Source organism: uncultured Porticoccus sp., from assembly GCF_913061305.1.
In the GTDB taxonomy this organism is placed as follows: domain Bacteria; phylum Pseudomonadota; class Gammaproteobacteria; order Pseudomonadales; family Porticoccaceae; genus Porticoccus.
Map to the genome: position 1 here is coordinate 251,512 of NZ_CAJXST010000004.1, position 24,699 is coordinate 276,210.

At 57.0% G+C, this 24,699-nt stretch carries 27 protein-coding genes; 18 read left to right on the forward strand and 9 right to left on the reverse strand.

What is annotated here, in order from left to right; all coding sequences use genetic code 11:
* Positions 1-15: 15 nt before the first annotated feature.
* The 5 genes from QZ516_RS06600 to purM form a co-directional block, all read right to left on the reverse strand.
* Positions 16-885 carry a DUF3014 domain-containing protein gene (locus tag QZ516_RS06600; protein WP_297187751.1) on the reverse strand — a complete coding sequence of 290 codons (870 nt, stop codon included), beginning with the start codon at positions 883-885 and terminating at the stop codon, positions 16-18.
* A gap of 3 nt (positions 886-888) precedes the next feature.
* Entirely contained in the window at positions 889-1,137 is a 249-nt protein-coding gene (locus QZ516_RS06605; RefSeq protein ID WP_297187753.1) for a CDGSH iron-sulfur domain-containing protein, read from the reverse strand.
* An 18-nt stretch (positions 1,138-1,155) separates the two neighbouring features.
* Positions 1,156-1,902: a DUF3108 domain-containing protein gene (locus QZ516_RS06610; protein WP_297187766.1), complete on the reverse strand. Its 747-nt coding sequence runs from the start codon at positions 1,900-1,902 to the stop codon at positions 1,156-1,158.
* A gap of 82 nt (positions 1,903-1,984) precedes the next feature.
* Positions 1,985-2,641 carry a phosphoribosylglycinamide formyltransferase gene (purN, locus tag QZ516_RS06615; RefSeq protein ID WP_297187768.1) on the reverse strand — a complete coding sequence of 219 codons (657 nt, stop codon included), beginning with the start codon at positions 2,639-2,641 and terminating at the stop codon, positions 1,985-1,987.
* 11 nt (positions 2,642-2,652) lie between these two features.
* A complete protein-coding gene (gene purM / locus QZ516_RS06620) occupies positions 2,653-3,705 on the reverse strand; it encodes a phosphoribosylformylglycinamidine cyclo-ligase (protein ID WP_297187770.1) in 1,053 nt (350 codons plus the stop codon).
* A 111-nt stretch (positions 3,706-3,816) separates the two neighbouring features.
* On the opposite strand from purM, the gene QZ516_RS06625 reads away from it, so the two are divergent.
* The gene (locus QZ516_RS06625) at positions 3,817-4,917 is read left to right on the forward strand and encodes a DUF2066 domain-containing protein (protein ID WP_297187772.1); all 1,101 of its coding nucleotides are present in this window, start codon (positions 3,817-3,819) and stop codon (positions 4,915-4,917) included.
* Positions 4,918-5,622, forward strand: a complete 705-nt coding sequence (gene hda / locus QZ516_RS06630) for a DnaA regulatory inactivator Hda (protein WP_297187774.1) — start codon at positions 4,918-4,920, stop codon at positions 5,620-5,622.
* Positions 5,623-5,678: 56 nt separating this feature from the next.
* On the opposite strand, the gene QZ516_RS06635 is transcribed toward hda, so the two are convergent.
* A complete protein-coding gene (locus QZ516_RS06635; RefSeq protein ID WP_297187776.1) occupies positions 5,679-6,137 on the reverse strand; it encodes a TlpA disulfide reductase family protein in 459 nt (152 codons plus the stop codon).
* A gap of 119 nt (positions 6,138-6,256) precedes the next feature.
* Between QZ516_RS06635 and arsC the strand changes: the two genes are divergently transcribed.
* Genes arsC through sppA form a run of 4 tightly spaced genes read left to right on the forward strand, consistent with a single transcriptional unit; the run spans position 6,257 to position 9,463 of the window.
* Positions 6,257-6,601 carry an arsenate reductase (glutaredoxin) gene (gene arsC, locus QZ516_RS06640; protein ID WP_036860893.1) on the forward strand — a complete coding sequence of 115 codons (345 nt, stop codon included), beginning with the start codon at positions 6,257-6,259 and terminating at the stop codon, positions 6,599-6,601.
* The gene (gene wrbA, locus QZ516_RS06645; protein WP_297187779.1) at positions 6,601-7,194 is read left to right on the forward strand and encodes an NAD(P)H:quinone oxidoreductase; all 594 of its coding nucleotides are present in this window, start codon (positions 6,601-6,603) and stop codon (positions 7,192-7,194) included. The genes arsC and wrbA overlap by 1 nt, the downstream gene beginning before the upstream one ends.
* On the forward strand, positions 7,191-7,613 hold the full coding sequence (locus tag QZ516_RS06650; protein WP_297187780.1) for a DUF2069 domain-containing protein: 423 nt from the start codon (positions 7,191-7,193) through the stop codon (positions 7,611-7,613). The genes wrbA and QZ516_RS06650 overlap by 4 nt, the downstream gene beginning before the upstream one ends.
* Positions 7,610-9,463, forward strand: coding sequence for a signal peptide peptidase SppA (gene sppA, locus QZ516_RS06655; RefSeq protein WP_297187782.1), 1,854 nt, complete (start codon positions 7,610-7,612; stop codon positions 9,461-9,463). Before QZ516_RS06650 ends, sppA begins: the two co-directional genes overlap by 4 nt.
* Before the next feature lie 89 nt (positions 9,464-9,552).
* Here the strand turns inward: sppA and fdxA are convergent, their stop codons facing one another.
* Together fdxA and mutS are read right to left on the reverse strand one after the other, a co-directional pair.
* The gene (fdxA, locus tag QZ516_RS06660; RefSeq protein ID WP_297187784.1) at positions 9,553-9,876 is read right to left on the reverse strand and encodes a ferredoxin FdxA; all 324 of its coding nucleotides are present in this window, start codon (positions 9,874-9,876) and stop codon (positions 9,553-9,555) included.
* Between the two features lie 124 nt (positions 9,877-10,000).
* A complete protein-coding gene (gene mutS / locus QZ516_RS06665; protein ID WP_297187786.1) occupies positions 10,001-12,583 on the reverse strand; it encodes a DNA mismatch repair protein MutS in 2,583 nt (860 codons plus the stop codon).
* 243 nt (positions 12,584-12,826) lie between these two features.
* Here mutS and QZ516_RS06670 point away from each other — a divergent pair, with 243 nt between their 5' ends.
* The 7 genes from QZ516_RS06670 (at position 12,827) to QZ516_RS06700 (ending at position 18,944) form a co-directional block, all read left to right on the forward strand.
* Positions 12,827-13,774 (forward strand): glutathione S-transferase family protein, encoded by a 948-nt coding sequence (locus tag QZ516_RS06670; protein WP_297187787.1) that lies wholly within the window; start codon positions 12,827-12,829, stop codon positions 13,772-13,774.
* A gap of 184 nt (positions 13,775-13,958) precedes the next feature.
* The gene (locus tag QZ516_RS06675) at positions 13,959-15,104 is read left to right on the forward strand and encodes a TRAM domain-containing protein (RefSeq protein WP_297187788.1); all 1,146 of its coding nucleotides are present in this window, start codon (positions 13,959-13,961) and stop codon (positions 15,102-15,104) included.
* 53 nt (positions 15,105-15,157) lie between these two features.
* Positions 15,158-15,646 (forward strand): nicotinamide-nucleotide amidohydrolase family protein, encoded by a 489-nt coding sequence (locus QZ516_RS06680; protein ID WP_297187790.1) that lies wholly within the window; start codon positions 15,158-15,160, stop codon positions 15,644-15,646.
* Between the two features lie 82 nt (positions 15,647-15,728).
* On the forward strand, positions 15,729-16,778 hold the full coding sequence (gene recA / locus QZ516_RS06685; RefSeq protein WP_297187792.1) for a recombinase RecA: 1,050 nt from the start codon (positions 15,729-15,731) through the stop codon (positions 16,776-16,778).
* Between the two features lie 167 nt (positions 16,779-16,945).
* On the forward strand, positions 16,946-17,713 hold the full coding sequence (locus QZ516_RS06690) for a sterol desaturase family protein (RefSeq protein ID WP_297187793.1): 768 nt from the start codon (positions 16,946-16,948) through the stop codon (positions 17,711-17,713).
* A gap of 74 nt (positions 17,714-17,787) precedes the next feature.
* Positions 17,788-18,468 carry a DUF4126 domain-containing protein gene (locus QZ516_RS06695; protein WP_297187794.1) on the forward strand — a complete coding sequence of 227 codons (681 nt, stop codon included), beginning with the start codon at positions 17,788-17,790 and terminating at the stop codon, positions 18,466-18,468.
* A complete protein-coding gene (locus QZ516_RS06700) occupies positions 18,465-18,944 on the forward strand; it encodes a regulatory protein RecX (RefSeq protein WP_297187795.1) in 480 nt (159 codons plus the stop codon). The genes QZ516_RS06695 and QZ516_RS06700 overlap by 4 nt, the downstream gene beginning before the upstream one ends.
* On the opposite strand, the gene QZ516_RS06705 is transcribed toward QZ516_RS06700, so the two are convergent.
* Positions 18,916-19,917, reverse strand: a complete 1,002-nt coding sequence (locus tag QZ516_RS06705; protein WP_297187797.1) for an alpha/beta fold hydrolase — start codon at positions 19,915-19,917, stop codon at positions 18,916-18,918. The two genes, QZ516_RS06700 and QZ516_RS06705, sit on opposite strands and share 29 nt — an antisense overlap.
* Positions 19,918-20,051: 134 nt before the next feature.
* Here QZ516_RS06705 and QZ516_RS06710 point away from each other — a divergent pair, with 134 nt between their 5' ends.
* The 5 genes from QZ516_RS06710 (at position 20,052) to alaS (ending at position 24,652) form a co-directional block, all read left to right on the forward strand.
* Complete coding sequence (locus tag QZ516_RS06710; protein ID WP_297187798.1) at positions 20,052-20,456, forward strand: hypothetical protein; 405 nt, start codon at positions 20,052-20,054, stop codon at positions 20,454-20,456.
* A gap of 38 nt (positions 20,457-20,494) precedes the next feature.
* Positions 20,495-21,328 carry a M23 family metallopeptidase gene (locus tag QZ516_RS06715; RefSeq protein WP_297187800.1) on the forward strand — a complete coding sequence of 278 codons (834 nt, stop codon included), beginning with the start codon at positions 20,495-20,497 and terminating at the stop codon, positions 21,326-21,328.
* A gap of 99 nt (positions 21,329-21,427) precedes the next feature.
* A complete protein-coding gene (locus QZ516_RS06720) occupies positions 21,428-21,622 on the forward strand; it encodes a Trm112 family protein (protein ID WP_297187802.1) in 195 nt (64 codons plus the stop codon).
* A gap of 17 nt (positions 21,623-21,639) precedes the next feature.
* A complete protein-coding gene (locus tag QZ516_RS06725) occupies positions 21,640-21,990 on the forward strand; it encodes a histidine triad nucleotide-binding protein (RefSeq protein ID WP_297187804.1) in 351 nt (116 codons plus the stop codon).
* A gap of 61 nt (positions 21,991-22,051) precedes the next feature.
* Positions 22,052-24,652, forward strand: coding sequence for an alanine--tRNA ligase (alaS, locus tag QZ516_RS06730; protein ID WP_297187805.1), 2,601 nt, complete (start codon positions 22,052-22,054; stop codon positions 24,650-24,652).
* Positions 24,653-24,699 lie beyond the last annotated feature (47 nt).

Sequence of the window (24,699 nt, forward strand, 5' to 3'; positions counted from 1 at the left end):
GGCAGGGGTGTGCGATCAATGGCTAGAGGATCGGGATTGGTCTGCCAGCAGGCTTTCCCGGAGTGCTCTGGCTTTGTCCTGAATCCGCCGGGTATGTTCGGGGCCCATGCGGATCAGCTGTTTTTGCAGAGCGGGTAGCGCCTCCAGTTTCGGGTCCGCGTATTTGTACTGAACGGAATCCTGAACCAGATAAACGGGCTGCAGAGGCAGCGGGGTGTCCAGCACCTGGTCCAGCGCACTGATGATCGCTTTGTCTACAGTTTCAGGTGGATAGCCGAGCTCACCATAGGCCTGTTCAAGCAGGGGCCGAAGCAGATGAAAAAGCTTGATCAGTTTGTCGTTGTCCATGGCTTCCAGGGTGTTGACCAGGTAGTTGTAGCGCTGATGGTTGGTCGGGCTGATTGAGCGCTTTTGCCCTTCCTGGACGACCTCGAAACTGCCTTTCGGCGTGGGGGCCCTGAGCATTTTGCGCAATACATCACCGCGGGAGAGACCATCCAGCAGGCTGACAGTGCGGCGAAGGACATGGTTTGGAGGAAACCACTGACCCAGTTGGTCGTCGGGGGTCAGCTCCGTAAATTGTTTGCGGGCGAATTCATCGCTGTCGTCGAGTGGTGGCAGTTCCGACGCTGTCGGTTGCGTTGGTTGCTCGGGAACGGTTTCCTCGATGTTGGCGACCGGGTTCGTTGTAGCCGGTGTCGGGGCTGGTAATGCCGGTGTGCTGGTTTCAGGTGCTGTAATGGTGGCGGGTGTTTCATCCGCCGGCTTGAGAAAAAAGTAGCTTAGCAGTGCCAGACCGGCCAGCACGATAACCACGCCAATCCACAGGGCAACTTTGTTTTTGCCAACTTCTCTTTCCGGACGCTCGTCGGGGTTGACCCTCATTCGTTACTCCTTGGCCAGCTGTGTATGGGTGCCATCACAAAGCGGTGGTGTGGCGGTACGTTTGCAGGTGCAGAAGGCGACCTTGCCGGTTCTGGTTGCCTGCCAGGGCCTTGGCTCAAAGGCCGTGCCTGTGTGCGAGCCATCGCAGAATGGTTGGTTCGCACTTTTCCCACAGGCACACCACCAGTAGGTTTGCCCTTCTGTGACAGTCTGGATGATCGGTGTCATGCCGCCCAGTTCTGGTGTTGTCACGCGGACATCCTCCCGGTGCTAATGGCTGCCTGCGGTGATGGGTTTATTGTCCACTGTACCTTCTTTCAGGGTGATGCGGTGATCGTCATCATCTTCATTCTGCCAGATCTGCACCAGAAGATAATTCATATGCGGCGCAAACCACAGGTAGGTTTCCCGATCACTGTCCTTGCGGATACGGTGAACCTTGACGGCATTGATTGGACCCAATGCTGTATCAACGATTTCCTCACCCATGATTTCAAAGTTGTACTGCTTTATTTTGCCGCGGTCAATTACCTGGTACTGCAAGGGGATCGTACCCTTGATCAGATCCCGTTGTAACTGGACCTGATAGGTCAGTTTGTCCAGATAGTCACTGTCCAGCTTGACCTGTCGCTGTTTCTTTTTTTTCTGATAATTGGCAACGCCCGCTGACCGGTCGTAGGTCAGTGACTCATTTTTCTTGATGCCGAAAATATTGCGTTCGTAGGTGTACTGTTGGCCAAGAATATTGCCTGTTGAATCAATTTTGAAGGTGCCCTTTTCGGTAATACTGGCCAGCAGGGTGTCAGCTTTGCTCACCAGTTTATAGCTATCTCCTTCCCTGACCAGATGCCGCTCCGCCTGGATATCCATACCCTTGATGGTGGCATCGTAAACGAGATGATAGGGGGTCAGGGCCGGTTCTTTGGTCTCGGCGAGACACAGGCCTGAAAGCAGCGACAACAGGATCAGGCCTGTCAGCGGGATGGCAGATGGGGTGTGGCGACGAGTGTGGCGCATTAACTGTGAATTCCCTCAATTTTTGATGCTGGCAGTTTGTCAGACTCTTTGGATGCCATTTAGTTGTGAATATTTCAGTTATTTATCCCTGGAAGGCGAATCCTGTGGGCGGCAGGGGTCGACCAAACAGGCAGGCCCTGCCGTTACTCAGTGTCACCCTGCCCTGGCAATACCAGCGCACGGCCATCGGGTAAATCAGGTTTTCCTGCTCAAAGACACGGCTGCTCAGCGTTTCGGCAGTGTCATCTTCCAGAATGGGGACTTCGGCCTGAATTATCGCCGGGCCACCGTCGAGCTCTGATGTGACGAAATGCACCGTGGCGCCGGTTTTGGTATCGCCGGCCTCAATGGCGCGCTGCTGGGTGTGCAGGCCGGGATATTTTGGCAGCAGGGATGGGTGGATGTTCATCATCATGCCCGCAAAGCGTTCGACAAATGCCGGGGTCAGAATACGCATGAAACCGCACAGCAGTATCAGGTTGGGTCTGTAGCCTTCCAGCAGGTCAGCCAGCGCCACATCGAAACTGTCCCGGTCGGGGAACTGCCGGTGGTCCAGCGCCTGGCAGGGCAAGCCGGCGGCCCTGGCTTTTTCCAGCCCGGGGGCATCGGGATTGTTGCTGATCACACAAACGATTTCGGCATCGATCACGTTCATCTGTATCGCATCGATAAAGGATTGCAGGTTGCTCCCCTTACCGGAAATCAATATTGCCAGCCTTGGTTTGTAACTCTTATTCATATTCAATCAGCCTATCCTAGTTGAACGCGTTGTTCGCCGGGTTCAGCATGGGCGATTTCGCCCATGACAAATGCTTCCTCGCCAGCGATGTGCAGTGTGTCCAGTGCCGTTTGCACGGCACTTTGTGGCACGCAGATCACCATGCCGACGCCGCAGTTAAAAGTGCGGTGCATTTCGGTGGCGTTGACATTGCCGTTGCGTTGCAGCCAGTCAAAAATGGCGGGCATCCGCCAGCTTTGGGTGTCGATGACAGCTTTGGCACTGTCCGGCAGAACCCGTGGAATATTTTCCAGCAGGCCGCCACCGGTAATGTGAGAAATCGCATGGACCGGCACGTGCGCGTGCTCCACCAGCCCCAGCAGGGTCTTGACATAAATTCGCGTGGGGGTGAGCAACAGTTCACCCAGCGGCTTGCCGTCGACCATTTCTGTGCGCGGGTCTGCGCCGGAGACTTCGATGATTTTGCGAATCAACGAATAACCGTTGGCGTGCGGGCCGGAGGAGGCCAGTCCGATCAGGGCATCGCCTACATGCACGGCACTGCCATCGATAATGCCGGACTTTTCGACAATCCCGACACAGAAGCCCGCCAGGTCGTAATCCTCGCCCTCATACATACCGGGCATTTCCGCCGTCTCGCCGCCCACCAGTGAGCAGCCTGCGAGTTCACAGCCCTGACCAATACCCGTGACGACGGCAGCAGCGGTATCGACATGTAATTTGCCGGTGGCGTAATAATCGAGAAAGAACAGTGGCTCGGCACCGCAGACCACCAGATCGTTGACGCACATGGCCACCAGATCAATGCCGATGGTGTCATGGATACCGAGATCCATTGCCAGTTTCAGTTTGGTGCCGACACCGTCCGTGCCCGATACCAGCACCGGTTCCTTGTAGCCACTGGGCAGGCTGAACAATGCGCCGAATCCTCCCAGACCGGCCAGTACTTCAGGTCGGCGGGTGCGCTTGGCAACCTGTTTGATCCGTTCGACCAGGGCGTTGCCTGCGTCGATATCAACACCGGCATCTTTGTAGCTGAGAGAGGGTTGCTTGGGGTGACTCATTGGCGGGCCTTGCTGGGTAGTGGGTGAAAAGGTGGGATATTTTATATGAAAAGGCGGCGTCTGACAGTTAGATAATATGTCTATTTGCAGGCTGCTGTTACAATCCCGACCATGAAAAATATCGCGCTGTTGAAGAATCTTGTCGCCCTGCTGTTTGCGGGGTTCTTTACCCTGCCCATTGCTGCGGCTCCGCTGGTCGATCTCTATGAGGCACTGGTGCCCGTACCGGATCAGAGCGATGCGGCCAGAGAGCGGGCGCTGAAGACCGGGCTGGAAAAAGTGCTGGTCAAGGTAACCGGCGACAGTCAGGTGCTGTTAAACACCCGGTTGGATAGTGCCACGGCAGAGCCCCGGCGTTATGTGACGGCATACAGTTACACGAGTTATCGCGATTCGTTGGCGGCGCCCAGTGAAGACGGCGCCGCGCCCAGAGCGGGTATGGCGATCAATATCCGTTATTCCGAACCGGCGATCGACCAGCTGTTGCGACGTCATCAGTTACAGATCTGGCCGGCAGAGCGTCCGTTGCTGCTGGCGTGGATTGTGGTAGATGATCCCGTTGCCGGAAAACAGTTTGTCACCAGCGAACAGCTGCCGAATGCCGATGCTGCGCTCAGTCAGTTGATGGCTGACCGGGGTGTGCCGCTGTTGCGGCCGATGTTTGATTTATCAGACAGCCAGATGCTGACAGAAGCGCAGGCCTGGGCATTTGACCAAGCGCGGCTGGCATCAGTTGCAGAACGCTACGATGTGGATTCCTGGCTGATTCTACGGGCCTATCGAAGCGCCACTGGCCAGTGGCGCGGTGCCTGGCTGTTGAATGTGGAGGGTGACGACAGTTTGCACAGCCTGGCCGCTGATTCCCTGCCAAAGCTGATCGCTGGCATGGTTCCTGCTGCGGCGGACAAGCTTGCCAGCCGTTACGCCTATGTACCCCAGGATATCGCCCAGCAACTGGTTATTCGGCTGGATAACATCAACGATTACCGGGCCTACCGTGAAGCCACGGGATTTATCGAGTCCCTCGAACTGGTCCGGGCCCTGGCGGTAGACTATGTGGATGCCGATCAGGTTGGCCTGCGCGTTTCCGTGGAAGGCGAGGCCGCACTGTTGCTGGGTATGCTGCGTCGCGATAGCCGGATCAGTGAACATGAACCACCGATCGGACTTGTTCAGCCTGAGGGTTATTGGTTTAGCTGGAGACAGCCCTAGATGGCCGTCCAGCTCAGCTTGCCGATCAAGCTGAATGATGCCGCCACGTTCGAGAATTTTCTGATTCCCCCCGCTGATAACAGGCAGCTGCTGTTGACGCTGTTGCGCGACCAGTGGCCGCAGGGCAAAGAGCCGATCCTCTATCTTTGGGGGCGGCGCGGCAGCGGGGTTTCACACCTGCTCCAGGCCAGTTGTCACGCTGCCCACGCGCGCGGACTGCCCGTCCAGTATCTGCCGTTATCCGTATTGATCGACTATCCCCCGGCAGAATTGCTCGATGAGCTGGAACAGCTGCCGCTAGTCTGCCTCGATGATGTTCAGTTGGCTGCGGGTCGGCGCGATTGGGAGGAAGCCCTGTTCGGGTTGCTCAACCGCATGCGGGATACCGGTAGTTGCCTGCTGGTGGGTGGTGACGCCGCACCGCGGGAGTTGCCAGTGGTTCTGCCGGACCTGCAGTCCAGACTCGGCTGGGGCCCGGTGTTTCAACTGGAGACGCCGGGGGATGCCCTGCGGGAGCAGGTGGTTCAGTTTCGTGCCATGCGCCGCGGTATGACACTGGATAACGGCGTGGCACGGTTTCTGGTGAACCGGGCCGGACGGGATTTGCACAGCCTGATGGATTGTCTCGATCAGCTGGAAAGCCGTTCCCTGCAGGACAAGCGGAGGCTCAGTATCCCGTTTGTGAAGCAGGTGTTTGGCTGGTAATTAGCACGGCTCAGTGGTTAGCATTTGCGATGCCCTGCTTCGGGCGAGGCAAGAGCTTACTTTTCCGTCGTGGATGCTGTTGACAGCTGTTTCAGCAGTGCCGCCAGTTTTTCTTCTGTCTGGGGCCCCAGCAGAATCTGGCGGTAATTGCCAGCAGCGTCAATAACCAGCGTTTCCGGCAGTACACCACTGGGTTTGACGTTGAATTGCTGGCGGGGGTCGTCAAGCAGTACGGGAAAGTCTATTCCCAGCGCTGCGGCCTGCTGTTTCAGTGCCTCGCCAGTGACCCCGTCGAAGTTGACGGCCAGTAATTGTACCCGGTCGCTGTGGCTGCGCTGGAATTCATTGAGTTCCGGTATTTCCTCGCGGCAGGGCTTGCACCACTCGGCCCAGTAATTAATCAGTACCACTTTGCCGTGCAGCTGGTCGAAATCAATGTGACCGCCATCAAGCAGGGCATAACCCTGTTCCCCATCGCTGCAGCCGATGGCTGTCAGGAGTAATAAAGTTGTCAAGAATCGTATGGCACTGTGTTTCAATGGTGGCGTCCTCCCGCTTCGGTTTGTCTGTCTGGCCCCGTCCACCGGTTTGCAGCTAGAATGTATTTTTCTCAGGACTATTCTACACAAACATTATGATCAGCATTTATCACAATCCCCGTTGTTCCAAATCCCGTCAGACACTGGCCCTCCTCGAGGATCGCGGCCTGGCGCCGAATATCATTCTCTATCTGGATAACCCGCCCGACAGGAAGACCCTCAAGGACATTCTCGGCAAACTCGGCATCACTGCCCGGCAATTGCTGCGCAAGGGAGAGGATGCCTACCGGGAGAACAATCTGGCGGATGAGCATCTGACAGAAACACAATTGATTGACGCCATGGTTGCCAATCCAAAACTCATCGAGCGCCCCATCGTCATTAACGGCAGCCGGGCAGCACTGGGGCGTCCGCCTGAAAATGTACTGGAGATTCTCTGATGTCGCACATACTGGTTCTTTACTACTCCCGTTACGGCAATACCCGGGCCATGGCCCAGCAGGTGGCGCTGGGCGTGGAGCAGGGCGGCATGGAAGGGCGGTTGCGCACCGTGCCGGCAGTCTCTGCCAACTGTGAAGCCACAGAGCCCGATATTCCGGCAGAGGGCGATATTTATTGCACCAGTGAGGACCTCGCCGACTGTGCCGGGTTGATTCTCGGAAGCCCGACCCGGTTTGGCAATATGGCAGCACCCCTCAAGTATTTTCTCGATGGCACCGGTGATCTCTGGATGAACGGCAGTTTGATCGGCAAGCCCGGTGCCGTGTTTACATCCACGGGTTCACTGCACGGCGGCCAGGAAACCACGCTTCTCAGCATGATGTTGCCGCTGCTGCACCACGGCATGTTGCTGATGGGGCTGCCCTACAGTGAGCAGGCGCTGCATACCACCACCACTGGTGGTACCCCCTACGGTGCCTCTCACCGGGCCGGTGATGGCACGCAGCCATTGAGCCCGGAAGAAACCGAACTGTGCATCGCTCAGGGCAAGCGCATGGCCGCGCTGGTGAAAAAACTGGCGGTGAGCCAGTGACAGATTCAGAACATGCTGCCGAGGTTCATGCTGCCGAGGTTAAAGTCATCAAGGCGATACCCCGCTTGCGGAAAAAGCTCACCATTGCGCGTTGGCTCACCCGGGGCAGTTATGCGCTGCTCCTGGTGACGTTGCTGGCCAACGGATTATTGTCCGCCACACCGCTCAGTTTGATGGTTTTTACCCTGGTGCCGCTGGCGATTTTTATTCCGGGTCTGCGTCGGGAGCACTATAAAACCCTCTCCATGCTGTGCTTCGTCACCCTGCTTTACTTCATGGTGACAGTCAGTAATCTGTTTGCCCCCAATGCCAATCTGCTGGATGCCGTTGAACTGGTGTTGCTGGTGATTCTGTTTGGTGCCGCCATGATGTTCAGTCGCTGGAAGCAATATTCGCTGTATCAGGAGGATCAGTCATGAGTCGTGAAAAGCCGGGTATTTTTCGGCGGTTGTTCGGTTTTATCGGAAAGCTGGCCAGTGGTCTGCGGATATTGCTTAACATTCTTTTCTTACTGGTGGTGGTTGTTTTCATCCTCAGTATTTTTCGCAAGGATGTGCAACCGTTGCCGGAAAAAGCGGCCCTGCGCATTGCCCCGGGTGGCTTTCTGGTGGAGCAGAAAACCTATGTGGACCCACTGACCCAGCTGTTGCAGCAGAGTGGTCCGGCCGATGCGGAAACCCTGGTGCATGACCTCACTGAAGCCATTGATGAGGCCGCGGATGATCCCCGTATTACCTCGCTGGTGCTGGAGCTGGATTATCTGCTTGGCGGTGGTCTGACCAAGCTTGAGGAAGTCGCGCAGGCGCTCAGCAGGTTTCGTGAGAGCGGCAAGCCGATTATTGCGGTGGGTGACAGTTACACCCAGGAGCAGTACTACCTGGCCAGTTTTGCCGATGAGATCCACCTCAATCCGATGGGCGCTGTTCTGATTACCGGCTACGGCAATTATCCCAACTATATCAAGGGTGCCCTCGATAAGCTTCGCATCAATGTCCATGTGTTCCGGGTGGGCAGTTACAAGGATGCCATAGAACCTTTTACCCGCACGGATATGTCTCCTGCCTCACGGGAACACAACAGCGCCTGGCTCAATGCGCTCTGGTCGGCGTATACCCGCCGGGTGGAAACCCAGCGCGAGCTGCCGGTGGATGCCATCAATGATTATGTCAACAACCTGGTGAGCAAGCTTGAAGACCAGCGGGGTAATACCGCTGAAACGGCCGTTGCCAGCGGATTGGTGGACAAACTGTCGACCCGCCCGCAGATGCTGGCCAGGTTGCAGGCGCTGGCAGGCAGTAACGACAAGGGTGGCTACCAGGCCGTGGATGTGGGTCGCTATCTGGGTCATACCCGTCGGGCCGAGGCAGCACAGGTGCTGCCCTCAACTGATAAGGTGGGGCTGATTGTAGCCAGGGGTGCGATACTGGATGGTGAGCATCCCGCCGGGACCATCGGCAGCGACAGTCTGGCAAAACTGTTCCAGCAGGTGCGCAAACAACAGTTCAAGGCTCTGGTGCTGCGTATTGACAGCCCTGGTGGCAGTGCGTTTGCCTCTGAAGTGATTCGTCAGGAGATGGTGCTGACCCGGCAGGCGGGTATCCCGGTAATTGTCTCCATGGGCTCTGTGGCGGCCTCCGGGGGTTACTGGATGGCGATGGGCGCGAATCAGATATGGGCCAGTCCTACCACGATCACCGGTTCCATTGGTGTGTTTGGCGTGATCCCGACCTTTGAAAACAGCTTGGCCGCGCTGGGTATCAACAGCGATGGTATCGGCACCACCAATCTGGCCGACCTCTATCGTCTCGACCGACCCATGTCACCCCAGGCAAAACAACTTATCCAGTTTGGGGTCAACCATGTTTACGATCAGTTCCTTGCCATTGTCGCGGAGGCCCGCAACAGCACTCCGGAGAAAATCCATGATATCGCCCAGGGGCGGGTCTGGACCGGAGAAAAGGCAAAGGCGTTAGGTTTGGTTGACCATCTTGGCAACCTGCAAGAGGCGATGGATGCTGCGGCTCTGGCGGCCGGTCTCGACACCTACCAGACCGAAGAGGTAAAGAGTCCGATGGATTTCCGCGAGCAGCTGATGCGCCAGTTGTCCGGCAGCGTGGTGGGACAGTGGATCCGCTGGCTGCCGGCCGACTGGTTGCCGCAGGGTTTGTTGGCAGAGGTCTACGGTGCGACCAGAGAGCTGCAACTGCTGAATCGTTTTAATGACCCCCGCGGCCTCTACCTGCACTGCTTCGAATGCACGGCGCAGTAGCGGTATTTAAGCTGCATAATAAAAAGCAGGGCAATAAAAAAGCGGCCATCAGGCCGCTTTTTTTACGCTTGTGTACCGGACACCGGTGATCAGCGCTCCAGATATTGCAACTTGTCGGGCACCCCGTCCCACTCTTCCGCGTCCGCTGGCGCCTCTTTCTTCTCGGTGATATTTGGCCACACTTCTGCCAGTTCGGCATTCAGTTCCAGGTAGACCTGCTGGTCGGTGGGCAATTCGTCCTCGGAGAATATCGCATCCACAGGGCATTCCGGTTCGCAGAGTGCGCAGTCAATACATTCGTCCGGGTGAATGACCAGAAAATTAGGGCCCTCGTAAAAGCAGTCCACCGGGCAAACTTCGACACAGTCAGTGTGTTTGCACTTGATGCAGTTATCGCCGACAACAAAAGTCATGGGTTGCTCTCCGAAAAGCGGGTGATAGAACAGGCGCGCATTATACAGAAATAAAAACGGTTATTTAAACAATCAGACCGGCAAATTAAATTCGGGGGCAGATTTTTGACTTCACTGGGTCGGATCATCGCTCCCGAATGAGTTGTTTGAGTGCGTAGAGTTGCTCCAGCGCCTGTTTGGGGCTTAGTTCATCCGGCTCGATAGCGGCCAGCGTTTCCAGCAAGGCTGTTGAGAGCGGGTCGCGAAACAGCTCCTGTTGCCGGGGTTTGGCTGCCGGTCCCGCTGCCACCACCGGGCGCGCACCGGCTTCGAGACTGGCCAGCTCCAGCCGGGCCAGCGTGAGTACTTCCGCCGGAATGCCCGCCAGCTTGGCCACCTGGATACCGTAACTCTGGCTGGCGGGGCCCTCCTGTATGGCGTGGAGAAACACGATGTCATCGTTGTACTCGGTGGCATCCAGGTGGACATTGGCCACTCCAGTGGTTTTTTCCGGCAGCCCGGTGAGTTCAAAATAATGGGTGGCAAACAGGGTAAAGGCCTGGACCTTTTCCGCCAGCTGAACCGCGCAGGCCCAGGCCAGTGATAAGCCGTCAAAGGTGCTGGTACCGCGGCCAATTTCATCCATCAGCACCAGGCTTCGGGCCGTGGCATTGTGCAGAATATTGGCTGTTTCTGTCATTTCCACCATAAAGGTTGAACGGCCACCGGCCAGATCATCCGAGGAGCCGATGCGGGTGAAAATACGATCGACCAGACCAATTGTAGCGCTGGCGGCTGGCACACAGCTGCCGATATGGGCCAGCAAAACAATCAGTGCGGCCTGGCGCATATAGGTGGACTTGCCGCCCATATTGGGGCCGGTAATAACCAGCATACGCCGCTGTTCGTCCAGGTTCAGGTCATTGGCGACAAAGGGTGTGTCCAGCACCTGTTCAACCACCGGGTGGCGACCACCACTGATCTCAATGCCCGGTTGCTCCGACAGGGAGGGTGGAATCAGACCGAGACTGTCGGCGCGTTCCGCGAGACAGACCAGTGCGTCGAGTTCGGCCACTGCTGCAGCGCTCTCCTGCAGCGGCAGGAGCTGTTCGTTGAGGGTTTCGAGCAGCGCTTCATAGAGGGCTTTCTCGCGGCTCAGGGCGCGACTTCTGGCACTCAGGGCCTTGTCCTCGAAGGTTTTCAGTTCGGGGGTGATATAGCGCTCGGCATTTTTCAGGGTCTGGCGCCGGATGTAGTGAGCGGGGGCCCGTTCAGACTGGCCGCGGGAAATTTCTATGTAGTAGCCATGCACCCGGTTATAGCCCACCTTGAGGGTGCTGATACCGGTGTTCGTTTTTTCCTGCTCTTCGAGATCCACCAGAAACTGGCCGGCATTGCTGCTGAGATTGCGCAGCTCATCCAGTTCGGCGTCATAGCCCTCGGCAATCACGCCACCGTCGCGGATCACCACCGGTGGATTCTCGGCGATGGCCCCGGTCAGCAGGGCGACCAGCTCGGGGAACTCCCCGGCTTTGCGCAACAACTGTTGCAATGGCGCAGTATCTGACGAGGACAGTTCCCGCTGGATAGCGGGCAGGGTGCCGAGTGACTGCCGCAGCCGGGTCAGATCCCGTGGGCGGGCAGAGCGCAGGGCCACCCGCCCCAGAATGCGCTCCATATCGCCCACCTGCCTGAGGTGTTCCGCCACCGATTCATGGCAACCGTTCAAGCGCAGGGCGGCCACCACCTGCTGTCGACATTGCAGTGCAGCCAGATTGCGCAGGGGCCGGTTGATCCAGCGATTCAACAGGCGGCTGCCCATTGCCGTGCTGGTGCTGTCCATCACCGACATCAGCGTATTATCCGTCGTGCCATTCAGGTTGATGCTCAATTCCAGATTGCGCCGGGTGGCGGCATCGAGAATAACGCTGTCGTCGCGGTTTTCATGGCTGATACTGCGAATATGGGGCAGGGCGGTGCGCTGGGTTTCCCTGGCGTATTGCAGCAGACAGCCGGCAGCGGAGAGCGCCAGCGGCAAATGATCGCAACCAAAGGCGGACAGATTCCGGGTGCCAAACTGGTCGGTTAACTGGCGCTGTGCCGTATCCCGGTCAAATTCCCAGGGCTGGCGATGGCGCAGGCCCCGTTGCTGGCTAACGAGTGCCGGGCAGGGGAAATCATCGGCGACCAGCAACTCGGCGGGACTGAGCCGCTGCAATTCACTTTGCAAACTTTCCGGGCTATCCACCTCCAGCACCAGAAAACGACCGCTGCCGATATCCAGTGTTGCGATGCCGAACAGATCATTGTGATGGGCGATGGCGGCCAGCAGATTGTCCCGCCGCTCTTCCAGCAGCGCTTCGTCGCTGATCGTGCCGGGGGTGACGATGCGAACCACCTGGCGGTCCACCGGCCCCTTGCTGGTGGCCGGGTCACCAATCTGCTCGCAGATCGCCACCGATTCCCCCAGCTTGACCAGTCGTGCCAGATAGCCCTCCGCCGCATGGTAGGGAACCCCGGCCATCGGAATCGGCTGGCCCGCGGACTTGCCCCGGGCCGTCAGTGTGACATCCAGCAACCGCGCTGCCTTTTTGGCATCGTCGAAGAACAGCTCATAAAAATCACCCATGCGGTAGAACAACAACTCGTGGGGATGCTGGGCTTTGATGCGGAAATACTGCTGCATCATCGGGGTGTGTTGGGACAGGACGTCCGTCTGGGCTGTCATCGGTTTGCGGTGGTGCCTCTTATTCGCGCGGGAAAGCCGTCCATTCTACGACAAGGTCGGTGCAGTAAAAAACTGCTGACTTTGAGGGCCACTCTGAAATACTACCGGTTCTAGCACTGGAGCAGGCAATACCCAATTCGCATGACCTCCCGGTTAAATTATGTTTACGGATTGGCAGGCCCGCGGCTATTGCGGCATGCTGACCAATCACACACAGCGGGAAACCGGTTTCGGGAGAGCATCATGGGATTATTGGTGAACGGGACATGGCAGGACAAGTGGTATGACACCAAGGCCAGCGGCGGGGAGTTCAAGCGGCAGGAAAGCCGGTTCCGGCACTGGATCACTGCAGATGGCGGCCCAGGCCCCGATGGGCAGCGGGGGTTTGCCGCCAGCAGTGGCCGGTATCATCTGTATGTTTCGCTGGCCTGTCCCTGGGCCCATCGGACGCTGATTTTTCGCCAGTTAAAGGGGCTGGTGGAGCATGTTGGTGTCACGGTAGTGGAGCCACTGATGCTGGAGAACGGTTGGGAGTTCAGCGCGGAGGGTGATGATCTCTACGGGCTGGATTACCTCTATCAACTCTATTTGAAAGCGGCCCGTGATTATGAAGGGCGGGTGACCGTGCCGGTGTTGTGGGATAAACAACAGCAGACCATCGTCAGCAACGAATCTGCCGACATTATTCGAATGTTCAACAGTGCCTTTGATTCGATGACCGGTAACCGGCTCAATTTTTACCCGGCAGCTTTGCGCGTGAAGATAGATGACATTAATCAGCGGGTGTACGAGGAAATTAACAACGGCGTGTACCGGGCCGGATTTGCCACAACCCAGACCGCCTATGAGAGAGCCTACGCCGGGCTTTTTGAAGCGCTGGACTGGGTGGAGGGCAGACTGGCAAGCCGGGATTATCTGTTGGGCGAACAGGTCACAGAGGCGGACTGGCGATTGTTCACTACACTGGTGCGTTTCGATGCGGTTTACCACGGTCACTTCAAATGCAATCGCAACCGCCTGCTGGAATTCTCGAATTTACCCGGCTATCTGTCCCGGTTATACAAAACCCCCGGTGTCGCAGAAACCGTCAACCTGGATCACATTAAAAAGCACTACTATGGCAGCCACAAAACCATCAATCCCACCGGTATCATCCCGGTGGGTCCGGCCCGGCTGTTCGTCGCTGATTGATCGATTGTTCAGTGCTGCTGCCTGTTGATAGGTTGCAAGTGACAATTACCAGGCACTGTTCACTGCTTTCGTGAGCGGGGTGGCGCCATTGAGAAATCCCAATGGCTGTAAAACTAGGGCATACTTGAAGGCTGTTTTAGCGTCGGTGGGTTTGTCTGCCGACAGTCATATGTAAGGAATCCCATTGAAACCCAGAAGACCTCACCCTAAAGCCCGACGGCAATCGCCCAACCGCCCGATTGAATTCCTGATTGAGAGCATCGATCCGATGGGGCAGGGGGTGGCAAAGATTGACAGCAAACCCTGTTTCATTGCCAAGACATTGCCTGGTGAACAGGGTGCTGCAACTATTACCCGCGCCAGCAAAGGGGTGCTGTTTGCCCGGATGGACAGCCTTTCCAGCACCGCTGAAAACCGTATTGTGCCAGCTTGCGAGCATTTTGAGCAGTGCTCCGGCTGTCACTTTCTGCACACAGATTATGAAAGCGAACTGACCTACAAGCGCAATGCCCTGGCGGATCATCTCAAGCGGCTCAGTGTGGAGACCCCCGACATTCACGTGGCGCCTGCCGAGCAGCGGCTGGGCTACCGCAATCGCATGCAGTTGCACTACCGTCACAAGTATCTGGGTATGATCGACCCAGTCACCGATGCTGTTCTGGAAATTCCGCACTGCCAGGTGATTGATGAGCGACTTCGCGAGACCTTTGACAGCCTCTATCAGGACAAAAGCTGGACTGAAGATCACCAGGGTCAGGGGCACTGTGAGCTGTATCTGACCGATGATGGTGTCAGTGTGCAATGGGATCAACCCTATGCCCACGGCGGTTTTACCCAGGTCAACGGGGCCATGAATGAGGTGCTGCGGGAGATCGTAAGAGCCCAGCTGGACGATCTTGAGGTCAGGACGTTGCTGGATCTGTTCTCCGGAGAGGGCAACCTGTCAGATTTGATTCTGCCGGAGCACCCCGGTATCGAGCGGGTGATGGTGGACTATGCGCCGGAGCGGGCGAAGCTGAAGGAAGTGTTGAGCTTTATTCATCTGGATCTTTTTTCCGACACGGCGTTGCGGGCCTTCAAGGCGCGTACCGAGCACACCCGGTTCGATGTGCTGTTGGTGGACCCACCCCGCAAGGGCTTTGTTCATCTGGCACAATGGGTCAAAGCCTATCGGCCCAAAAAACTGATTTACGTCAGTTGCAGTGCCCCCACCATGGTGCGCGATCTGCAGTTGCTGGGCGGTGATTACCGGATCGAACAGGTGAATCTGATTGATCTGTTTCCCGGCACCTATCACTACGAAACACTGGTTACCATTACCTTCAAATAAGGGTATGTGCATCGCCTCTTTAATCAGCAGATCAGTTACAGTAAGTTGTCGGCATGGATAATCAAACGGTTTCGCTGTCGGCCCGGCTGGGAGAGCTGTTGCTCAATCGCCATGCCACGGTTACCTGCGCGGAATCCTGTACCGGTGGCGGCATCGCCAGTGCCATCACCGAAATTTCAGGCAGTTCCCAATGGTTTCAGCTGGGGCTGGTGACCTACGCCAATAGTGCCAAGCAGCAGTTGCTGGGGTTGTCCCCCGACGTGCTCACCGCTGAGGGTGCGGTCAGTGAGGCGGTGGTCATCGAAATGGCGCGGGCTGTCCTGGTCCTCGCCGATGCCGATATCAGTGTGGCGGTGAGCGGTGTGGCGGGGCCGGATGGCGGCACCGAGGCGAAACCGGTGGGGACGGTCTGGTTTTGCTGGATGCTACGCGATGGTTCTCCGGTCGCCCGCTGTTTCAGGTTTCCCGGTGACCGGGCGGCGGTGAGAACGGCCGCAGTACAGCAGGCGTTGCTGGGATTAATTGAGTTGCTGGAAAATTAAATACTGTATGACTATACAGTAGTTTTGCGTTGCGTTAAGCTAGCGCCATTCTCTACACAGAAGATAGCAAAGGAGACCTTTCATGGATCCAAACAAGGAAAAAGCGCTGCAGGCGGCGCTCGGTCAGATCGAGCGGCAATTTGGCAAGGGAACTGTCATGCGGATGGGCGACCGCGAACATGTGGTTATGCCATCTATCTCAACCGGGTCGCTGGGTCTGGATATCGCATTGGGCATCGGTGGTCTGCCGAAGGGTCGTGTGGTGGAAATTTATGGGCCGGAATCCTCCGGTAAAACCACGTTGACGCTCCAGGTGATTGCCGAGGCGCAAAAGAAAGGCGGCACCTGTGCTTTTGTGGATGCGGAACATGCGCTGGATCCGGATTACGCCGAAAAACTGGGTGTCAATGTGGACGACCTGATTGTCTCCCAGCCGGATACCGGCGAACAGGCTCTGGAAGTCACCGATATGCTGGTGCGTTCAGGGGCCATTGATGTGCTGGTGGTGGATTCGGTGGCAGCCCTGACGCCCCGTGCAGAAATTGAAGGTGAAATGGGCGATCACCATGTGGGCTTGCAGGCCCGTCTGATGTCCCAGGCACTGCGCAAACTCACCAGTAATATCAAGCAGGCCAACTGTCTGGTGATCTTTATTAACCAGATCAGAATGAAAATCGGGGTGATGTTTGGCAACCCGGAAACCACCACGGGTGGTAATGCCCTGAAATTTTACTCTTCGGTGCGACTGGATATTCGCCGTATCGGTGCCGTCAAGGAAGGCGAGGAAGTGGTGGGTAACGAAACCCGTGTCAAGGTGGTTAAAAACAAGGTGTCTCCCCCGTTCAAACAGTGTGAATTCCAGATTTTATACGGTGAGGGCATCAACCATCTGGGCGAAGTGGTCGATCTGGGGGTCAAGTGTGGCCTGATTGACAAGGCGGGTGCATGGTATGCCTATAACGGCACCAAAATTGGACAGGGAAAGGCAAACGCCTGCGAGTACCTGAAGGAAAATCCGGCAATTGCCGCTGAGGTGGAACAGAAAATTCGCCAGCAGTTAATGGCGCCGGCCAAACCCCCAAAACAGGAGCTGCCAGCGGATCCTGCAGAAACGGAAGAGATTCAAAACTGACCGCTGTGAACAGCTGATCGCAGGAGGTTAAAAAAACCGCATCAGGTTCCGGGTGCGGTTTTTTTTGTGGCCATCTGGATTTCCTGATTCAATATCCGTCTGATAGTGAGGGGGATCGCGCTGGCGATTCTCCGGGCAGGTTCCCCGAGGGGACGGTAAAACGATTGATGGATATATCAGAGCTGGTTCTCTACAAAAGTATTCTGGTGCTCGGGTTTCTGATGCTTTTGTTCGTATCTGAACGCAAATGGCCTGCTGCGCAACGGCCCGGTGTCATTGCCACTCCCCGCCGGCTCGGCAAAAACCTCTCGCTGTGGCTCTGCAACAGTGCTCTATCGCCGCTGATCGTCCTGCCCATTACGCTGTTCGCCGTGAACCAGAGCGCAGATTGGCGAACCGTTTGGCCGGGGGGTGGCTGGGGCATGGCATTGGATATTCTGTTGCTGGACCTGTGGATTTACTGGTGGCATCGCGCCAATCACCGCTTACCCCTGTTATGGCGTTTCCATCGGGTTCATCACCTCGATCAGTGGCTGGACGTGACTTCAGCTGTGCGGTTCCATTTCGGTGAGGTGGTGTTGTCGGCACTGGTGCGTGGCGCCGTTATTCTGCTGATCGGGTTCCCGCTGCTCTCGGTGATTCTCTTTGAATCGCTGGTGCTGGCAATGGCGGGTTTCCACCATTCCAATATCCGGCTGCCAGCGAATCTGGAGCGGTGGCTCTCGCGGGTGATTGTGACGCCCTCCATTCACTGGGTGCACCACCACATTGACCAACGCGACACGGACAGTAATTATGGCGCTATATTCAGCTTCTGGGATCGCCTGTTTGTCAGCCGCTCGGACAAGGTTCGCGAACCGGCCATGCCCATCGGCCTGGATCAGGCAAAGGATGAGGGGTTGTGGTCCCTGTTGTTGGCACCGTTTCGGCGTTGATCGCTGGGACGACTGTACAGTGCTTTTACCCATAAAATAGTCAACCACCGGATTCGTCCGGCAGGAGTGGATCGATGGATAGTTATCAGGAACTGATCAGCGTGATTGCCCTGACGGCAGGTGTCGGCTGGGCCAGCGGCATCAATCTGTATGCGCTGGTGCTGGTGCTGGGCATAGCGGGGGCCACCGGCAACATCCAGTTGCCCGCGGAGCTGGCTGTGGTGCAGAGTCCGCTGGTGATCATGGCCGCCGGCGTCATGTATGTGATTGAATTTATTGCGGACAAAGTGCCGGGGGTGGATACCGGCTGGGATACCCTGCATACCTTCATCCGCATACCCGCAGGGGCCATGCTGGCTGCGGGGGCGGTGGGTGATGTCACCCCGGCGCTGGAAATTGCGGCGGGGCTGATGGGGGGTACTCTGGCCGGTGCCAGCCATCTCACCAAGGCCTCCACCCGGGCGCTGATCAATACTTCCCCCGAACCAGTCAGCAACTGGACCGCATCAATCAGTGAAGATCTGCTGGTGTTGGGAGGGCTGTGGACGATGTTTAATCACCCGATACTGTTCCTCTGCCTGATGGTACTGTTTATTGCGCTGGTGATCTGGCTGTTGCCCAGGTTGTGGCGGCTGATCAAAAAGATTTTTGTCAAGATCGGCCAGTGGCTGGGTATGGTCGAGAAGCCCGTCCCCCAGACCATCCCTGATGCCGAGCCGCCGGTTGCGCTGCCGCCGGAGGAGCGGTCGCCTTGAAGAAAGCCGCCGAATCGGATCCGCAGCGTTTGATCCGCTATCGGGCCATGGATCTGCTGGCTCGCCGTGAGTACTCCGCACATGAGTTGCAGGCCAAGCTGGTGGAGAAGTTTCCCGAACACGCCCCGCTGGTGGGGCCGGTGTTGGCGGGGCTGACGCGGGACAACCTGCAATCTGACCAGCGTTTTGCTGAAGCCTATGTTCGCGCGCTTATTCACCGCGGGCAGGGGCCCTATCGGATTCGTCAGGCATTACAGCAACGGGGGGTTGATTCGTCCCTGGCCGAGCAGACCATTGCCGATTGCGGTGAAGACTGGTTTGAACTGGCCGTTCAGGTGATGCACAAGAAATATGGTGGTCAGCCCTGCACCGGTTTTGCCGAGCGCGCCAGGCGCAGCCGTTTTCTTCAGTACCGCGGATTCAACGCTGAACAGATTCAGGCCTGCTTTACTGATGATGAAAAGGATGATAGTTGAAAATTTCCGCCAGACAGCGATCGATCCAGCAATCCAGGCGGTAGTTCTCAACGAATCCGCAGTGTCCACCCAGTGCCGTCACGACAAACGTCAGCGCATCGGGCCGGTGAATCTTTTCCAGATCGGCCACCGGCACAATGGGGTCATCCTCACTTGTGATGAGGTAGGCCGGGACACTGAGATTGGATAACCTGTCGCCGCTCAGTGCGTAGGCCGAGAAGTATTGGCTGGCATCGCTGAAGGGGGTGAAGGCGGGTACAAAGAAGTCATTCAGGGCAGTCAATGATGAGAACCGGGGCAGTGGTTTGTGATTCAGCAGGTCGGGGAAAAAATACAGTTTTTTCTCCAGTGAACGGGTCCACTTGTCAAAGAAATGGTTGCGGTAAAGCGGGCCGTCCATAATGCGTTGCATGGCATGTGCAGGGTCCACGGGTGGGCAGATGGCCACTACTGACGACAGCGGTATCTCGGTGCCGACATCGGCGGCAATACGCAGGGCAAAATTGCCCCCCAGTGAATAGCCGGCCAGGGAGCACTGGCAGTGAGGTTGTTGCCGCAAAAAGTCCATGATGGCAGTGGCGACCTCCTCCGACAGGGTGGAGTTGAACGTCCCGTTGTTGAGGTGCAGGCTCCCGCCGTGGTCGCGAAGGTTGAGTCTCAACACATTGAAGCCGCGCTGGTAGAGATAGTGGGCAGCGGAGAGTATATAGGTGGATTCTCCACTGCCTTCCCAGCCGTGCAATAACACAGCCAGTTTGTTGTTGTCGCGATCTGCCCGATCAAAGGAGGCCAGCAGTCTTACCGTCTGACCGCCGTGAGAGCCGTTGAGCAGCAGGGTTTTGCTGCGTGCTCTCATGGCCAGGCATCGATTGTTAACCAGCCATTGCCTGGGACCCGTGTTGCTGAGTAGGCTCTGGAGGTGTGCATTGCGCAGGCCGGGCGGTGGGCAAAAGTCGGGTAGCTGGAGGTGCATGGCGATTATTTGAGCTCCCAGGGTGGATGCGGGCTATCATAGCACCCATTGAATTAAATACATGCCCACAGGAACGGACGCGCCGGGATACAATCTAACAGGCAGATTTGAACCAATTTAGCTGGGGTATTGAATTGAAATCGTGGAAGCGTTGGACCATATTCTGGGTCGTCCTGGTTCTTGGCCCTCAACAACTTCTGGCTGAGGATCGGCACCAGAATGGCGTCCCAAAAACCGGACAGCAGGCAGAATCGGAAAGAATTAGCGATGCCGATCTGGCCCTGTGGGGTATTGTGGATGGCTGCCTGAACAGCAAGCTGGTTCATTATTTTTACGTGTTGAATTCCCACGCGGCGGTGCTCGAGTTGGCCGGTGGAAAAAAAGTGCTGATGCGTTTCGATGGCGACTGTCAGGGTGTCGAGCAGTACGGTTTTGTTCACACAGCTCATGATAATAAATTTTGTGCGGGCTCCCATTCAATAAGAGTGCTGCACAGCGGTGACCGCTGTGAGGTCAAGTCGCTCGAACCCTATCCCTGATACACTTCCCAACACTGTTAAACCAACGCGAGTGAATCATGTTGCTGAAAGGTCTGTCCCTGTGTCGTCGGCTGTTTGTTCTGCTGCTGTGTCTGTTGCCGATGGGTTCCTTTTCGCTGGACCTTAAAGGCGAGCTGGTGCAGGGCGGCATGCTGATTGGCCGGGTTGCGCCCGGCGAGCAAGTTGAAATCATGGGCCGTGCGATCAAGGTAGATGATCAGGGTTTGTTTGTGTTTGGCCTTGGCCGGGACGCCCCTGCAGAAATCAAACTCACCCACACCAACAGTAGTGATGAAGTGACGACCCACAGTTATGCTGTGGCGCAGAGAGTCTATCGCGAGCAGCGTGTGGAGGGCGTGCCACAGAAGACCGTCACGCCGCCGCCCGAGGTGCTGGAGCGAATCCGCCAGGAGGCGGCGCTGGTGCGTGAGGCGAGAACCGTGGACGACCGGCGAACAGATTTTCTGTCAGGCTTTGTCAAACCCCTTGAAGGACCGGTTACCGGCGTCTATGGAAGCCGTAGGGTTTACAACGGTACGCCTGGAAACCCTCACTATGGTCTGGATATCGCCGCCCCCACCGGTACTGAGGTTTTCGCACCGGCGCCGGGAGTGGTGACACTGGTGCATCACGACATGTTTTATTCCGGTGGTACCCTGTTGATCGACCACGGTTACGGTATCAGTTCCACCTTTATCCACCTCAGCGAATTGCTGGTTGAAGAGGGGCAGCAAGTGGCCCCCGGTGACCCGATTGCCCGTGTCGGAGCGACTGGTCGTGCCACTGGCCCGCATCTGGACTGGCGGATCAACTGGTTTGATGTACGTCTCGATCCGGCGCTGGTGCTGGAACACTTCCCCGCGGCAAAGTAATGCAACCGGATACTGAATCCCGATACTACAGGCGTAGTCTTGGGACCGCCTTTCCCTTAAACTTCGTCCTTGCAACTTTCGCTACGCTCCGGATTCGTGATGATTGATAAAAAACTACTCAGTATCCTGGTCTGCCCGGTGAGTAAGGGATCACTGGAATATGACAGGGAAAAAGACGAGCTTGTCTGCCGGGCCAGCGGTCTGGCCTACCCGATTCGCGATGGTATCCCGGTGATGCTGGAAAGTGAGGCCCGCCCACTCAGCACCGACGAAAAACTCGGTGGTGCTCACTAGCCGGAGTCCAACAAACCATGTCAGAAGAAACCATTTTCAGCCGAATTATCAAGGGTGATATTCCTGCCGACATCGTCTATGAGGATGAGCTCTGTATCGCCATCAAGGACGTTGCCCCCAAGGCGCCTACGCACATACTGGTGATTCCCCGGAAACCGATTCCCCGACTGGTCGATGCCTCTCCGGAGGATCAGAAAATCCTCGGGCATCTCATGCTGGCGGTCGGTGATATTGCCCGCCAAGCCGGTATTGGTGACGCCTTCAGGGTCGTGATCAACAATGGCGAAGGGGCTGGTCAGACGGTGTTTCACCTCCATTTGCATATTCTTGGCAATAAATCATTTTCCGAGGCTGAACTCGGATTCTGAGAATTGCCGGACACACGATTGATTAACCGACCCCATTCAGGGTCATGGAACCTGCCTGTTTATGAAAAGTGCTGAAATACGTGATGCCTTCCTGAAGTATTTTGCCAGCCAGGGGCATGCTGTTGTGCCCAGTAGTAGCCTGGTGCCCGACAACGACCCAACACTGCTGTTTACCAATGCCGGCATGGTGCAGTTCAAGGATGTCTTTCTAGGCGTCGAGCAGCGGCCATACAGTCGCGCCGCTTCTTCGCAGCGCTGTGTCAGGGCGGGAGGCAAACACAACGACCTGGAAAACGTGGGCTATACCGCGCGTCACCACACCTTTTTTGAAATGCTGGGTAACTTCAGCTTTGGCGACTATTTCAAGCGCGACGCCATCCGCTTTGCATGGACGTTCCTCACCGAGGTGCTCGGGCTGCCGCAAGAGCGCCTGTGGATCACCGTGCATGTCTCCGATGATGAGGCGGCGGACATCTGGCTGAACGAGGTGGGTGTCAGCCCTGAACGGTTCTCCCGTCTCGACGAAGATAATTTCTGGCAGATGGGTGACACCGGCCCCTGTGGACCGAGTTCGGAAATTTTCTATGACCATGGCCCGGACGTACCCGGTGGCCCCCCCGGCAGTGAAAATGACGATCTGGATCGCTATATCGAAATCTGGAATCTGGTTTTCATGCAGTTTGAACGCAGTGCCGACGGGCGCCAGACGCCTTTGCCGAAACCCTCCATCGACACCGGCATGGGGTTGGAGCGCATCGCTGCCGTGATGCAGGGTGTTCACAGCAACTATGACATCGATCTGTTCCAGGCATTGTTGAAAGCGGCTGCAGAGGTGACCGGCACCCGTGACCTGGAAAACAAGTCGTTGAGAGTCATCGCAGATCACATTCGCTCCTGCAGTTTTCTGATCGTCGACGGTGTGCTTCCGGCCAACGAAGGGCGAGGTTACGTACTGCGACGGATTATTCGCCGCGCCGTTCGCCATGGCCACAAACTGGGTCAGGCAAATCTGTTTTTCCACAAGCTGGTGGCGGCGCTGGTCGCCGAAATGGGCGATGCCTACCCGGAACTGGCCAAAGCCCAGGCTCAGGTGGAAAAGGTCTTGCTGGCGGAAGAGCGGCAGTTCGAGAAAACCCTCGACAAAGGCATGGCCCTGCTTGAGTCGGCACTCAATGATCTGCAGGCGGATGTGATTCCCGGAGAGCTGATCTTTACCCTGTACGACACGTTTGGTTTCCCGGTGGATCTGACCAATGACATCGCCCGGGAGCGCGGACTGTCACTGGATATGGCCAGTTATGAAGCAGCCATGGAGCAGCAGCGCCAGCGGGCGCGTAGCGCCGGTGCCTTCAAGGTGGATTACAGTCATTCGCTGGTGTTGGATGGTGCCACGGCTTTTACCGGGTACGACAACCTCACCGGTCAGGGTGAGGTCCGGGCATTGCTCAGGGAGGGGGCGTCGGTCAGGCAGCTTGCCGCCGGTGAGGAGGGGATCGTCGTCCTCGATCAGACCCCTTTCTATGCCGAGTCCGGTGGTCAGGCCGGCGACAGCGGTTACCTGCTGGCCGACGGTGTCGAATTTGAAGTGCGCGACTGTCAGAAGCAGGGCGGTCACTACCTGCACATCGGTACGCTGTTGTCCGGCACGATAACCGAGGGGCAACCACTGGAAGCCCGGGTTGACAATGCGGTGCGCGCTGCGACAGCGCTCAACCACTCTGCCACTCACCTGTTACACGCTGCACTGCGGGAAATTCTCGGTGATCACGTCACCCAGAAAGGCTCGCTGGTGGACAGCAAGCGGCTGCGTTTTGATTTCAGTCATCCCGAGGCGGTCGACGCAAAACAGCTGAAAGCCATTGAGCTGCGAGTCAACGAAGAAATTCGCTGCAACAGCCCCGTACAAACAGAAATCTGCGATATGGAGACAGCCAGACAGAAAGGTGCGATGGCCCTGTTTGGTGAGAAATACGGTGATCAGGTTCGTGTCTTGACGATGGGGGATGACTTTTCTGTTGAGCTCTGTGGCGGAACCCACGTGCAGCGCACCGGCGACATCGGTTTGCTCCGGATCGTCAGTGAAACCGGTATCGCCTCCGGTGTGCGCCGTATTGAGGCCGTGACCGGCGCACAGGCGCTGGCTTACCTGGATGGGCTGGAAGCCCAGTTGGAACACATTGCCGAGCTCGTCAAAGCCCGTCCGGCGAATGCCGCCCAAAAGGTGGGAGCACTCTGTGCCGAAATGAAAGCGCTTGAAAAGGAAAACGCCCAGCTGAAGGGCCGGCTGGCCAGCAGTGCAGGTAGCGACCTGGTCGATCAGGCGATAACGGTCAATGGTGTTCAGGTGCTGCTGGCTGATATCCAAGGTGCAGATCCGAAATCCCTGCGCGATACCGTGGATCAATTGAAGAACAAACTGGGCGCATCGGTCATTCTGCTGGCTGCGGTGAACGACGAAAAGGTAGCGCTGGTTGCCGGTGTGACGTCTGAGGTGACGGGTCGCCTGAAAGCGGGTGACCTGGTACAGCGCGTCGCCGTTGATTTGGGTGGAAAGGGCGGTGGCCGTCCGGACATGGCGCAGGGTGGTGGCACGGATGTGCAGGCGCTTCCGGCGGCACTGAAATCAGCGGGCGAGTGGGTGCAGCAACAGCTCTCCAGCTGAGTGCTTGCACGCCATATTATCTGTTAACTTTGTCAATCATTTGGTGT